The following is a 14,379-nucleotide window of genomic DNA, read 5'->3' as shown; positions in this document are numbered from 1 at the left end:
CTACATTATTCATTTGTATTATTTGATAAAGTATCTTGGTTTACATAAATTATATAGTTTTTCTATTTCATTACTATTGCTATAATCCTTTTTGAGTGTATTAGTAATAAGCCTTTCTCTAAGTTCTTTATTCTGTATAAGACTCTTAAGTCCCTCAACTATCCCATCTATACCCATTGAGGTTATCACTCCATCTACTTTATCTTGTACTTGGCTTTTTGATGTTGGATAATTTGTTATTACTACTGGCTTACCTAGGATTTGTGCTTCTCTCACAGTAACGGCTTTTCCCTCATATCTTGAAGGTTGGCAGTAAATATCACACTGTTTCATAAATGGATAGGGATTAATTTTTTTCCCTAATAATATAAATCTATCTTCCATTTTGTTTTCTTTTATCAACTGTTTAAGGTATTTTTCTTGCCCGCCATACCCTACAATATACCATTTTATATCATAGCCTAATTGAACTAACTTTCTACATGCCAGTACTGCTAAATCAAAACCCTTTGCGTCAGAAAATCTGCCTACCGAACAAATTTTCAAAGATCCATCATCAGGCATCTCATCTGCAATGTTTTCTTTAGACTGTTCTTTTACAAAGGAAGATGATATTATATTTTCTAATACAATCGATTTATTTTTAAGATTTGGAAATACCTTTAAAAATGATGCCTCACACTCTTCGGAAACATGTACTATATAATCTAATTTATTCCACATTTTTTCATCTAGCTTTTTGTCAGGATTCACAATAGTAAAGTAGTCAGTATGATTCCATCCAAATTTTAGTTTCGCTTGTATTTTATCCAATATAAAATTATGAGGACCTAAGAAACTTATAGCTATATCATAACCTTTATCAATTTTAGGTAATTTCGGCATTGAGTAATGCCAAGTGTATTGCATTTGTTTATAGGTTCTTTGTTCTTTCTTAATTCCATCGTTTCTAATATTTGTTTTTATCTTAGCTAGAACTCTCATACAACCTAAGTATAAATGTCCTTCTTTTAGAATTTCCTTAATAGGCCTTTCAAATGTCGTGTATTCTTTAATTGTTGGTAATAAATTTACTTCTTTAGGAACATAAGATAAAAATTCACCTTCATGTCTGTATAAAAATAAATCAATATCATATTTGTTATAATTAAAACTTTCTAACAGACCAATTAAACTTCTTTCAGCTCCACCGATATTCAACGAATACATGCTTATTAAAATTTTTTTCTTCATAAAACATCTCCTGCTTTAAATCGATAATTACTTGAATATTAAATTACGTATACCGTTTGCTATCTTGAATGGAAAATTATTAAATAGGAAAGATATTAACTTTTCACCTTTTTTTCTATTATCATTGCTCAATGTGCTGCCTTGCCACGGTGTCATGTCTAAATATTTTTTGTACAGTGATGCTAAAGGATGCTTACATCCTTTAATCCATGGCCTGCTTACAAATGCAGGAGTATAATGAATAAAAACAGGTGACATTCTAGCTTCTTCCAATTCGTCCTCAATATAATACTTCTTCAATCCATAGTATTGCATCATCTGTTTCCTACCCATAGTGTAAAAAGGAGTCATAGCATTATACTTTGGATGAAGAAGTAAAATCTTTTTATTTAAAACACCATTTATAACTCCTTGATCGTGATGAAAAACATTTCCATTATATGATTCTATAAAATTCAAAAACTTTTCTTCCACATACTCTTCTCTCCATTTTTTCATATTGATTAAAAGCATACCTGAATTTATGTAAGACTTATTTAAATCAAGATTGATTTTTAATTTTGTATTGTCATTTACAGTATCACAGACACCAGCTACATAATAATTACTTATATCTAGTCTCCACAAGTTACTTAGACTACTATTTATGATAGAATCGCAATCCAAATAAATTATTTTATCAATGCTTTTTTCAAGAATTCTAGGCAAGAATAATCTAGCATAAGCATTAGTGGAAATATGGTGTTCCATATTAAGATTTAAATTATTTGAATATTCATAAAAATCTATAAATTTTAGTTTTCTATTATATTTTTCACAAATTGATACAAGATTATTTTTGTTAGCCATTGAAATTCTATTTTCTATAAGATAAATATTTATACTACCGAAACTTTTATTATTCTCAAACAGTGATAGCATAGAAACCCCAACATGCTGTGCATAATTATCATCACTCGAATACACAACATCTAAATTCATATTAATTCCCCCAAGTTATTTAAGTAATAATTCCCTTAATTTCAAAATATTATCTCCACCTATTATTTTAGCAGTTAAAATTTTAAGGTTGCTTTTAAATCTGACCTTAGGTGGCAGCCAACTTTTATAAAAATGGTGCATAGCATATGTGTCTTTCGTAATTTGTTTTCTGCAGTTTATATAATCATACGGAGAAAAATATGTTTGAGGATAAAAAGTTCCCATATCTTGAATCTCTTGATATTCTCCATTCTTTTTGAGTCCGATATTTTCTAAAATTTTAGTTACAATTGCTACATTCGTTAATTGATCAATTTTTCCATCCTTTTTGAGAAAGCTTTTTTCTTGGTATGAATCTAAAAATACCTTTATTATTTTATTTTTTTTAGTTGCTCCAATTGTGCTAGTAGCTATAAAATTCTCTTGTTCAAACCCCCAAAATGAATCATGATGTAATAGATTATTGAAAGGTTTGAAAACTTCAACATCAGTATCTAAGTAAATGCCTCCAAAATTATATAAAGCATGTATCCTTGCGTAGTCACTAACAAAAGCAAATTTTTTAGAATCATACGCCTCTTTTACATAAGAATTACAATTTATATCAAAATTTTTTTCATTCCATTCTATTATTTCATAGTCTGATAAATGATTTTTCCAGGTATCTATACATCTTTTTACTATGTCTGGCTTCTCTTTTCCTCCGAACCAGCAATAATGAATAATCTTTGGTATTTTAATATCTTTACTCATTTTTATACCTCTTTTCAAAAAATAATAAGTGCTGGTATACTCTATCTTTTATTTTCTACATTCTTATTCTGCTCATTCTGCCATTTTATAAATTCAATAATAGCTTTATACTCTGGAAGCTGTTCTTTTCTAATCCCCAGTTTTTTTAATTCGTTTACGAAATGAATCCATTCACTTTCTAAAAAATGTGAGGGTTCATGCTTAATTTCGATAAGTGTATGTAAATCTACATTTAACACGGCCGCAATTCTTTCAACTACTTGGATAGAAGGATTATCATTTAAATTACGCTCGATATTACTTAAATACGACTTGGACATATTAGCTCTTTCAGCCAGTTCAGATAATGTAAGTCCCTTTTTTTTGCGGATTTTATGGATTTTGTCTCCAATCATTCATCCTTACCTCATATTTTCTAATATTGGACGATTCTTTCTTTATTTAAGACTTTTAATCCTTTTTTTAGGCATTCAATGACTTTGTTTTGTTCATCTTCCGTCATACTTGAACCTGATGGAAGACAGATTCCGGTTTTAAATAGCTGTTGGGCTACGTCTTTATTTGCATCATGGTGATAGTAACGTGCTCCTTTAAAAAGAGGCTGCGTATGGAGGGGCTTCCATACCGGGCGCGCTTCAATATTTTGTTCCGTGAACGCTTGTACCAGCTCTGCTGCAGATGTTCCTGCTTCTTTTTCATTAACAGTTAAAACAGTAAGCCAACGATTTGTTTTCGTATTTGATAGCTCGGGCATGAATGCAATACCTGATAAACCAGATAATTCTTGATAATAACGCTCGAAAATTTTTCTTCGTGTTTCTACTCTTTTCTCTAACACTTGTAACTGTGCCCTTCCGACTCCTGCGAGAATATTACTCATCCGATAATTATACCCAAGCTGACTATGCTGATAGTGAGGAGCAGAGTCACGTGCTTGCGTTGCTAAAAAGCGCGCTTTTTGTAACTCGTCTATATCATTAGAAACAAGCATTCCTCCGCCAGATGTCGTAATAATTTTATTTCCGTTAAAAGAGTATACGCCGAACTTACCAAAACTACCGCTTGCTTTTCCTTTATAAGTAGACCCTAGTGATTCAGCCGCGTCTTCAATGACAGGAACGTTATATTGATTACACAGTGAAAGAATTTGATCCATTTTTGCGCTTTGACCATATAAATTTACGACAATCACTGCTTTGGGAAGCTTTCCTTGTATAAAAGCATCCTGTAACGCTTTTTTTAATGCCTCTGGTGACATATTCCATGTCTCTGGCTCTGAATCAATGAATACAGGCTCCGCTCCTTGATAAATAATGGGATTTGCACTTGCTACAAAAGTAAGAGTCGAACAAAATACGATATCTCCTTTTGTCACTTCCAATAAAGAAAGAGCCAAATGAATCGCTGCAGTTCCTGAACTTACTGCAACCGCTTCACTGACCCCTACATAAGAAGCAAGTTCTTTCTCAAAAGCATCTACATTTGGCCCTAGCGGCGCAATCCAATTAGTTTCGAATGCTTCATCTATATATCTTTTCTCATCTCCGCTCATATGAGGAGGAGAAAGATATATTTTGGAGTTAGTCATTAAAAGTCATCACCTTTTCTACTTATTTTGTTTAATCGCTATAAATAACTTTGGCTGGAGATCCTACGGCTTTGCAACTAGAAGAAATATGATGGATGACAGTTGAACCGGCTCCAATCACCGACCACTCACCAATTTCTATTCCTGGAATAACAGTAGCGGATGCTCCTATATGTACACCTTCACCTAGCGAAACATTTCCTGTTAAGGTAGCGTTAGGCGAGATGTGGACATAATTTGCAAGTTTATTTTCATGTTCAACAATGGCTCCGGTGTTAATAATGGAATGCTCTCCAATTTCCGCATCTGCATTAATCACCGCATTCGGCATTACAACAGTTCCATTTCCAATCATAGCTGTTGAACTTACAACTGCCGTTGGATGGATAACCGATAAATACTGGTCTGTTCGTAAATTTAATGTTTCCACTAGCTTTTTTCTTACTGTATTGCTGCCGATTGCAATCACAACTTTTACATCTGTATCAAGTAGCTTATTTAGAGACGAAAAAGGCGCATACGTAATTCCATTTCTTTCTTTTTTTTCTTTATATTTATCATCTAAAATAACGATAATTTCGTAATTTCGTAAAGAAGAGATCATTTCTTGAATGACCTTACTATGTCCGCCATTACCTATTACGATAACTTTCAAGTTATATCACGTCTTTCGTTCCTTTGAATTTTTCTATCGTTACATGCCCTTGCTGAGTAACACCTTCTTTTTTCGCAACTTTAAGAACCGTTAGAATTAAGACTTTAAAATCAAGAAATATGGTTTGGTTCCTTACATACCAAGTATCCATGTGGAATTTTTCTTCCCATGTAATTGCATTTCTGCCGTTTACTTGAGCCCACCCGGTAATTCCTGGTTTTACATTATGTCTAAGCATTTGTTCTTCTGTATAAAGAGGCAAATACTCCATCAATAATGGTCTTGGTCCGACTAAACTCATATCTCCTTTTACTACATTAATAAGCTGTGGAAGTTCGTCTAAGCTATACTTTCTCAGAAACTGTCCGGCTGTTGTTAAACGGGCTTGATCAGATAGCAGGTTTCCTTGCTTGTCTTTTAAATTAGCCATTGTACGAAATTTATAAAGGTAAAATGGGTTACTATCTTTCCCAGGACGCTGCTGTTTAAACAAAACAGGCGCACCCATCTTTACTCTAACCAATATGGCAGTGGACAAAATAACAGGAGACAATAATATTAATAGAGTCAATGAAATGACTAAATCCATTATTCGTTTCATCATGCATACCCTCTATTTCTTTTTATTTCTTACTTTGCTTATTTAGCTAATCAGAAGAATTAACAGTTAAAATCGTTTGTTTAATCTCATTTACAATATCGGTTGGTTTAATATCATGAGATTGATTGCCTTTTTCATAAAAACGGATTAGAATTTCCTGCAGCTTTTTTTCAGTAAGGATATTAGATATATTCATCGAGATTTCTCCTTAATTAGACACTAAAAAACCCGCTGCAGAAGCAAGCACCGGAAAATTATGTTCGATTAAGTTGTCATGATCTTCAACATATCCATCTGGATTATTTTTCTGCCACCTCCAGGTATCTTGGCACATTTCATTAATTCCTTTAGCGGCAACCCAGCCAAGCTCATTTTTTGCTTTTGAAACATCTGCAAAACAAATGGCTGCATCTCCTGATCGTCGATCCGTAAAGGTATAAGAAACTTTTTTCCCAGAAGCCGCTTCAAATGCTTTAACCATTTCTAATACACTATAGCCTTTTCCTGTCCCAAGGTTGTAAACATTCACACCTTTTGATGACTGTACTTTCTCTAAAGCTTTTAAGTGCCCTTTGGCTAGGTCAACAACATGAATGTAGTCTCTAACTCCTGTTCCATCTTTTGTTGAATAATCACTCCCAAATATATTAAGGCTCTGTAATTTACCAACTGCTACTTGCGAAATATATGGCATTAAGTTGTTTGGAATACCATTTGGATCTTCTCCAATCAACCCGCTTTCATGAGCCCCAATGGGATTAAAATATCGTAAAAGAGTAATACTCCATGCCTCATCGGAAATATATAAATCTCCTAATATCTCTTCTATTATCTGCTTCGTTTTTCCGTATGGATTTACAGCTCCTAATGGAACGTCTTCGGATATAGGAACTTGATCCGTTGATCCATAAACGGTTGCTGAAGAACTAAATACTAGTTTTTTCACTCCGTATTTTTTCATCAGTTCACACAGTACAAACGTACCCGTAAGGTTATTATGATAGTACCAAAGAGGAAAAGATACAGATTCACCTACAGCTTTAAGCCCTGCAAAGTGAATAACTGACTCAATCTTATTTTCAGAAAATACTCTTTCAAGCCCTTTTTGATTGAGTAAATCCACGTTATACGTTTTAAATGTTTTTCCCGTTATGTCAGATACACGTTTTAATGATTCAAGTTTGCTGTTGAAAAAGTTATCTACAACCACGACTTCATGACCTGCATTTAACAGCTCTACGCACGTATGACTTCCAATATAACCTGCTCCTCCTGTAACAAGAACCGCCATTCATTCATTCCTCCAATTTTTAGGGAATTAAATTCAAATAATCACTTTTATAAAATATTCCTAAGCTAATTACATTTTCGTAATAGTAATAGATAAAGTAAAGAACCAAGATGGCATAGTAGATAAGTTTTTCATCTTTTTCTCGAAATAGCTTTACAATCCATGAAATCACAATTAATTGATATAAATTAAAATAAATCCAAAACCTTGCGAAAATCCAATTTTGAGTAGAAATTAACATAAACACGCAGCCAATTAAAGCCATATTGATAATAGGATCGCTGTTAGGAAATATTCTTCTTAATTTATCTCGTCCTAAAAAAGCAATGAGTAAAGGCCCAGCGTTCACTGCTACTCTCAGAATATTAGCTCCACCTTCGTTAACATTTTGATAATCACTGTACTGCGTATCTTGAATAGCCGAAAACAAAAGTGTTGAAAATTGATTAAACCCTAAAACAATTATAATGGCTAAAGCTATGAGAACAACCGTAGCCTTGGACCAGGCTTTACTTCTAACAATAAAGTAAATTGGAATTAATATAAGGGCACTTTGATGAAAAAAAGATGCAAAAATAACAACTAAGAAATACCTTTTCCAACTTCCTTCTATCAAAAATTTTGTTGCTGTAAATATAATTGCTGCGGCTAAAGTTTGTCTAATCCCGTTCATTGTAACTAAAAACAATCCACCAGTTATATATACATACAGACTCAACTCAAACATTCGCGAATATCTATATAAAACGAATACAACAAGAACGTTAGTTATTAAGGCAGTAGTAAAAACCAATATCTGTGGATCTTCTGATATTTTTTGTAACAATATTTGGAGAATTCCAAAACCTATATCTTTCCCATTTTTAATAGAATCCCATGTATAATCGTTTGTTTCATAAGAATGCATATAAGCGAAAGTATCGCCTATGTTGTTTCTAAGGCCTGATAACAAAACTAGAGATACTAATGCAATAAAAGTAAGCGTTTTTTTAGGCTTTATAGACACTGTTGAAAGATTTGTTATAACAGTATTCCCAAAGTATCTTCCAAAAAAAGAAAATATAAATACTAAAGAAAGGTTAATCCAAAGGAAAGTCATATCATGTACCCTCTCAAAGACAAAAACAGAAATTGTTAAAACCAACTAAATTTTAATAGACTTTGTTTTTGCCGTGATATAGAAATATAATGCTATCCCTAAAGGCATTGCTAAAATTGTTAACATTTTGCTAGGTGTCTCTTTTAAAAACAGCCAATTTTTGCTTATAAAACTACTTGATACATAATGAACAGCTTGCTTAAATTTAAATAACATACTACCAAAAGGTAAGCTCATCAATTCTTTACGATAAAAAGCAAAACCACGAGGATTTTTACGATATTGATTTAGCATATTAAGTGATGATCCATCTGGTAGATATTCTACACAGCATAGTACTTCATTCATTAGTAGCAGTTCACATTGCTTATCAATCATATGATACTTATAGGCTAACCCCACATATCTTTCATTTTGAAATAACGGGTATGGATGTGGTTTTGTTAATGTAGTTCGATAAACTAGTTTTTTATCACCCTTCACCCTGTGTTTGTTATATAAATCGAACAGTGTAGAATGCTTAATATCTTTTGGCAAACTTGTACCTACTATTGCACCATCGTTATAAGAATCTAAGCCAATAATTCCACTAAATTTTTCACCTCCATGTTTACTCCAAAAGTTTGTGATCTTTTCAATAGCATCGTCCGGCATATAGTCATCTGAGTCTATGCAAACATTTAATTCGGTATCGATAAGCTCATATGCTGCGTTGTGAGCTCCGTGCATTCCTTGATTTTCTTGATAGTAATATCTAATTGATATTTTATTATCCTTCATCCAACTTTCTACCAATTCTTTCGTATTATCACTTGATCCATCGTCAATGATTAACCATACAAAGTCTCGACATGTTTGTCTTATTAAACTTTCATAACATAAATGAAGAGTATAAGCTCTGTTGTAAGTCGGAGTAAACACCGTTAAAGTAGGAACCATTTTTCTTTCCCTCCTAATTTCTTCGTACACTCACAGCGCATGTTCTCTATAATATTCCATCAGCCACTTAGACATTGTTTTAGTATCATACCCTTGCTCATTCAGTATTCTTGAAGTGTCCTTATGTTCATACGATGCGGACAGAATTTTATCCGCCCAAGTTTCAGTGGGCTCTCCTAAACTTATATATTCTACATTTCCTGTTATGTTTGATTCGACCGTAATTGTGTCTGAAACAATGCACTGTAAACCTGCCGCTTGTGCTTCAACCAATACAACCGGAAGTCCTTCAAATAAAGAAGGAAACAAAAATAAATCCATTGCTTGCATTAAGTTTGAAATATCATTTCGAACGCCTAAAAATTTAACATTAGCTGAGAGACCTAAACTCTTAACTTGCCTTTCAATACCCTGGCGTAAGTCTCCGTCTCCAACTAGTGTTAATATCGAATTAGGTCTTTGTTTGTAAACAGCATGGAATATATCAATTAAGTACTCATGGTTTTTTTGCTTATTAAACCTGCCAACATGTCCGATAACAAGTTGACTTTTATCAATGCCAAGCTCATTTCTAATGTCATTTCGCATATTTTCGTTATATCTAAACTCTTTAGTATTCACAGCATTATTTAGGACAATCACTTCCTTAGTACTGGTAGACCTATTATTAAATAACCATTGACCTGCCTTTACTGAACAAGCAAAATAACTATTAGGATAATTTTTCATTGAATACCTAGCGTATAAACGAAAAGGCAACTTAAAATCAAATCCTAAATCGCTTAAATGGCTATGTGCAATTCTGCAAGGAACTCCGACTGTTTTTGCTGCTCTTAATACAAAGCTACTGTTTTCATTAATATGTGAATGTACTACTTTATACTCGTTATGATTTATAAAGAACTCATTTAAGTGCTTAAAGTATTTGCGGTAGTTACCAGGTCTTATTGGGGGCATTCGAAAAATATTTCCTCCAAGTTTTTTAATCTCCTCATCATAATGTCCTTCTTCCATACGATGGACCATAAAATCAAACTGTATTTTACTTCGATCCATTTCCCGGTAATAGTTCATTAACATCGTTTCAAGTCCACCACGGTTCATGATGGTCACTACTTGCAGGATCCGAATTGGTTTCAAAATCTTCACTCCTATCTAACAGCCTTCCTAAGGGTCTCTATTGAAACTAATAATATATAAAAACCTATTGAAATACGCATTTTTGCGCAGTAATAAAACACCTTCCAAATGATTGGAAAGTGCGACAGTTGAAATTGACTAAATGAGCGTTTTATTCGATAGTCGTTTAAGAAGGATTTTATATACTTTATTTTTAACAAACCGGATAACTCGTTACTTTTGCTGATTGTATTCAAACCAAGGCCTAGTGTATTTAAGCAAATTCGATTATTTAAAGCAAAATAATACTCCTCTTTCATATTTTTACTTTTTAAAAACATCTCAATTATTTTATAGAGATTAAACCACTGCTCCAGTAAATTCGGCTTAAAACCTGTTGTTACAGAAGAATTGTTTGCTCGCCAATAATGATAAAAGGGGTTGTTTAAAAAAACGAAGGAATTGGCGTAATACACTACTTGAATATTAAACAATGTATCTTCGTTTGTGCCGATCTGCTTAAGGTCAACAAATGTAAGGTTATTTTGCTTAATAATATCTGCACGATATAGCTTCGACCACACAGTCCCCCATGCATCCAACAATTCTGGATTTGCGACTTCTTGATTTAAAGGCCCTACTAATCTCCTCATCACATTCAATTTAACTTCTTCATTCTCATAGGTAACTTTATTGGGCAAGTTAAATATTTTTTCCTTTGAATGAGTACCAAATTCACGAGTATATGTGCACATTACAATATCTACTTTATCTTTAATTGCTGTATTGTACATGGTTTCGTACATCTTGGGCTCTACCCAATCATCTGGATCTACAAATCCTATAAAATCTCCGGTAGCAGCTTTTATTCCCTCGTTCCTAGCAGATGATACCCCCATATTATTCGTATTAATTATTTTAATACGATAGTCCTTCTTGGTATACTCATTAAGAATTGAGAGAGTGGAATCTGTCGAACCATCATTAACTGCGATAATTTCAATTTCTTTAAGACTTTGTATTAATAAACTATCTAAACATCTGCTTAAATAATTTTCCATATTATATACAGGTACAATTATACTTACCCTTGGATTCATTTATTTCCTCCGCCGCATATCTCAAATAAATATTGTTTAATTCTTTTTTCACTTCGGTTAAAGAAAAATTCTGTGCTCTTCTCTTACCTTCTATTGACATTTTTCTATAAATTTCTTTTGATTGGTATATTTCTAACAGTCTAAAAGAAAAAGTTTGATATTCATTTGCTGGTACTATATATCCATTTTCACCATCTTGTATGAGCTCTATATGTCCTCTGTTTGAACATGCCACTACAGGTAAACCACAAGCCATAGCTTCCATAATATTCACAGGCAGCCCTTCACGAAAGCTTGATGCCACTGCCACGTCACACATTGGAACGATTTGATGAAGGTCGTTTCGATAACCTAAAAAGTCCACCATATGAGAAATTTCTAAGTCTGCTGCTAGTTCTCGGCATTTTTCCAGCAACGGTCCTTTACCTGCTAAAAGAAGTTTTGCCTGCGGAATTTTATCTTTTATAAGTGCTAGCGACTGAATAAGAAGCTGCTGGTTTTTATTTTTATTAAACTCTGCTGCGTAAAATAGTAAAAAGTCATTTGCCTGATACCCAAATGACTTTTTAAGCTGAATTTTTTCTTTTTCATTTACGGGCTTAAATTTGTGTGTGTCAATTCCTACTCCGTGCACATGCTCAATATGTTTCGTTTTAAAACGCTTAGTTGCCAATTGGTAATCTTCTTGATTGATTGTAATTAAGCAGTCTGTATAACGGGCAAGTATCTTTTCTATCGGATAATACAACAGCCAATTCACAAAAGATGCACCTTTGCAAAAGTGAAAACCATGAGCAGTGTAAATAACGGCCGTTCCTTTTTTTCTTGCTTGACGTGCTGCTAAACGCGCCAGCGTTCCCCCCATTGGAGTATGACAATGAATAAGGTTGTATTTATTATGATTAATCACCGTTTTTAATTCTTTGTAAGCTTTCAAGTTGTCTTGGTGCAAGGGTGATCTTTGAATGGAAAGTTTATGTTTTTTATCAACATAAGGAAGCTCCATATTCCCGCTTGCTGCTACATGAACCTCCCATCCTTGTTCCTTAAACCATTCCATGTAAGGCAGATGAAACGCTTTAAAATGAAAATCTACAGTTGCACAAAACAGTACTTTTTTATTCACTCATATCACCTATCTGCATAACGTTTCAACTTCTTTTCTTTAACTTGAAACAGAGACAATTTGTTTAGAAGCTGAAGTTAGATTATTATTTGCCAAATTTAATAATGTTTCCCTTAAAGATTCTTTATCCATCGTCTCATATGTTGCAATGATCTCATTAATTTCTTCTACATATAGTTTTGCTGTTTTTCCAATATAGATTTTTGGATATACTTGCTGTTCATGAATTTCATCTTCTTTCAACAATTCTTCAAAAAGCTTTTCACCTGGCCTCATACCGGTAAATTTTAAACCAATTTCGTCGATGGAATTTCCAGATAGCTTTATTAAATTTTTAGCAAGATCTACTATTTTTACCGGTTCTCCCATATCTAAAACAAAAATTTCTCCTTCACCAGCCAACGCTCCAGCTTGAATAACAAGTCTTGATGCCTCTGGAATTGTCATAAAGTAGCGAACCATATCCGGGTGAGTTACGGTTACTGGTCCTCCTTTTTCAATTTGTTTTTTAAATAACGGAATGACACTTCCTCGACTTCCCAACACATTACCAAATCGAACTGCAACAAATTTTGTAGCACTATGTGCATCCATTCCTTGAATAATCATTTCTGCCAGTCTTTTCGTTGCTCCCATCACACTTGTGGGATTCACTGCTTTATCACTAGAAATCATGACAAAAGTTCCTACACCATGCCAGCTCGCTGCCTTTGCAACATTCATGGTTCCAATTATATTATTTTTAACAGCTTCTTCTGGATTACGCTCCATTAGCGGTACGTGCTTATGAGCTGCAGCGTGATATACAACGTCTGGACTATGTATATTCATTACCGACATCATTCTCTTAGCATCTTGTAAATCGGCAATCTCTGTTGTAAATTCAATGTTTGTCTCTTTAAACATATTTTTCAGTTCCATTTCAATGGAATAAATGCTGTTTTCACCGTGACCAAGTAAAATAAGCTTTTTAGGACTGAATTTTGAGATTTGTCTGGAAATTTCAGAGCCAATTGATCCGCCAGCTCCCGTCACTAAAATTACTTTATTCGTAACATAACCGGAGATACTTTCAACATCCATTTCCACAGGGTCTCTTCCCAAAAGGTCTTCTACTTGCACATCTCGAAACTGATTTACTGAAATTTTCCCTGTAACAAGATGCTCAAGCATAGGCAAGGTTTGAGTTCTCGCTTTTGTCTTAGCACATTCCTGAAAGATGATATTTAATTCCTTTTTACTAAGGGAAGGAATGGAAATAATAATATTTTCAATGGCGAATTTTTCAACAGTTTCTTCTATTTTCTCTGCTCCACCTAGGACAGGAAGACCTAAGATATCAAGGTGATGCTTTTTTATGTTGTCATCGATAAAACCAATAGGAAGAAGATTGCTTCCGTTTTTCTTTAAAAGCTGCCTCGCTACCATAGTACCTGCAGATCCAGCGCCAATGATTAACGTCCTTTGTTTATTGCTTGATTTGTTTATAATAGAATCCCGATACATTCTCCACACGAATCGTGATCCCCCCATTAATAACATATGCAGCAGCCATGTCACGGCTAACAGTCTAAAAAATGTTTCTTTAAAAACCAGTTGCTGAATGATGGCAGCACAGAGAATAGAATAAGAGACAACTTTAAAAATGATGACTAGTTCTCCAATACTTGCATATTCCCAAGATTTTTTATAAAGTTTAAACCTAATCGAGAAAAAATGATGACTCAACAAAAACGTAAGTGAACTTACAACAACAGGAAAAGTAATTACGTAAATACTTGCATCTACAAGAAAGCGGCTCATAAAAATAGCTAACATCACAATACAAGAATCAACTACAATAAATAAAGACAACCTTTGGCGATAAGTCATACACGTTCTCCTTTCTTTAGTT

General features: G+C 33.6%; 15 protein-coding genes. All 15 read right to left on the bottom strand.

Annotated elements, in window-relative coordinates; all coding sequences use genetic code 11:
• Positions 1-18 precede the first annotated feature (18 nt).
• From ACO1DI_RS12745 to ACO1DI_RS12675, 15 genes are read right to left on the bottom strand one after another with little or no spacing between them, the layout of a single operon-like run.
• Positions 19-1,233: a glycosyltransferase gene (locus tag ACO1DI_RS12745; protein WP_115653789.1), complete on the bottom strand. Its 1,215-nt coding sequence runs from the start codon at positions 1,231-1,233 to the stop codon at positions 19-21.
• A 27-nt stretch (positions 1,234-1,260) separates the two neighbouring features.
• Positions 1,261-2,214 (bottom strand): glycosyltransferase family 8 protein, encoded by a 954-nt coding sequence (locus ACO1DI_RS12740; RefSeq protein ID WP_115653788.1) that lies wholly within the window; start codon positions 2,212-2,214, stop codon positions 1,261-1,263.
• Between the two features lie 15 nt (positions 2,215-2,229).
• Positions 2,230-2,967 carry a glycosyltransferase family 32 protein gene (locus ACO1DI_RS12735; RefSeq protein ID WP_115653787.1) on the bottom strand — a complete coding sequence of 246 codons (738 nt, stop codon included), beginning with the start codon at positions 2,965-2,967 and terminating at the stop codon, positions 2,230-2,232.
• 41 nt (positions 2,968-3,008) lie between these two features.
• On the bottom strand, positions 3,009-3,362 hold the full coding sequence (locus tag ACO1DI_RS12730; RefSeq protein WP_115653786.1) for a helix-turn-helix domain-containing protein: 354 nt from the start codon (positions 3,360-3,362) through the stop codon (positions 3,009-3,011).
• A gap of 20 nt (positions 3,363-3,382) precedes the next feature.
• Positions 3,383-4,555: a DegT/DnrJ/EryC1/StrS family aminotransferase gene (locus tag ACO1DI_RS12725; RefSeq protein ID WP_115653785.1), complete on the bottom strand. Its 1,173-nt coding sequence runs from the start codon at positions 4,553-4,555 to the stop codon at positions 3,383-3,385.
• A 31-nt stretch (positions 4,556-4,586) separates the two neighbouring features.
• Positions 4,587-5,210, bottom strand: a complete 624-nt coding sequence (locus tag ACO1DI_RS12720) for an acetyltransferase (RefSeq protein WP_115653784.1) — start codon at positions 5,208-5,210, stop codon at positions 4,587-4,589.
• Between the two features lies 1 nt (position 5,211).
• Positions 5,212-5,811 (bottom strand): sugar transferase, encoded by a 600-nt coding sequence (locus tag ACO1DI_RS12715; RefSeq protein WP_115655154.1) that lies wholly within the window; start codon positions 5,809-5,811, stop codon positions 5,212-5,214.
• Between the two features lie 46 nt (positions 5,812-5,857).
• Entirely contained in the window at positions 5,858-6,007 is a 150-nt protein-coding gene (locus ACO1DI_RS12710) for a hypothetical protein (protein WP_168760706.1), read from the bottom strand.
• A gap of 12 nt (positions 6,008-6,019) precedes the next feature.
• On the bottom strand, positions 6,020-7,102 hold the full coding sequence (gene galE / locus ACO1DI_RS12705) for a UDP-glucose 4-epimerase GalE (protein WP_108674675.1): 1,083 nt from the start codon (positions 7,100-7,102) through the stop codon (positions 6,020-6,022).
• A gap of 19 nt (positions 7,103-7,121) precedes the next feature.
• Complete coding sequence (locus ACO1DI_RS12700; RefSeq protein ID WP_115653783.1) at positions 7,122-8,201, bottom strand: EpsG family protein; 1,080 nt, start codon at positions 8,199-8,201, stop codon at positions 7,122-7,124.
• A 45-nt stretch (positions 8,202-8,246) separates the two neighbouring features.
• Entirely contained in the window at positions 8,247-9,140 is an 894-nt protein-coding gene (locus ACO1DI_RS12695; RefSeq protein WP_115653782.1) for a glycosyltransferase family 2 protein, read from the bottom strand.
• A 30-nt stretch (positions 9,141-9,170) separates the two neighbouring features.
• Complete coding sequence (locus ACO1DI_RS12690; RefSeq protein WP_115653781.1) at positions 9,171-10,280, bottom strand: glycosyltransferase family 1 protein; 1,110 nt, start codon at positions 10,278-10,280, stop codon at positions 9,171-9,173.
• A gap of 11 nt (positions 10,281-10,291) precedes the next feature.
• On the bottom strand, positions 10,292-11,359 hold the full coding sequence (locus ACO1DI_RS12685) for a glycosyltransferase (RefSeq protein WP_115653780.1): 1,068 nt from the start codon (positions 11,357-11,359) through the stop codon (positions 10,292-10,294).
• Positions 11,322-12,485, bottom strand: coding sequence for a glycosyltransferase family 4 protein (locus ACO1DI_RS12680; protein WP_115653779.1), 1,164 nt, complete (start codon positions 12,483-12,485; stop codon positions 11,322-11,324). The genes ACO1DI_RS12685 and ACO1DI_RS12680 overlap by 38 nt, the downstream gene beginning before the upstream one ends.
• Positions 12,486-12,524: 39 nt before the next feature.
• Entirely contained in the window at positions 12,525-14,357 is a 1,833-nt protein-coding gene (locus ACO1DI_RS12675) for a polysaccharide biosynthesis protein (protein WP_115653778.1), read from the bottom strand.
• Between the last annotated feature and the right edge of the window lie 22 nt (positions 14,358-14,379).

This window comes from Priestia sp. 40, assembly GCF_049368575.1.
GTDB classification, from domain to species: Bacteria; Bacillota; Bacilli; order Bacillales; family Bacillaceae_H; genus Priestia; species Priestia zanthoxyli.
Note: the sequence above shows the minus strand (reverse complement) of the source record. Positions and strands in the feature narration are given on the sequence as shown.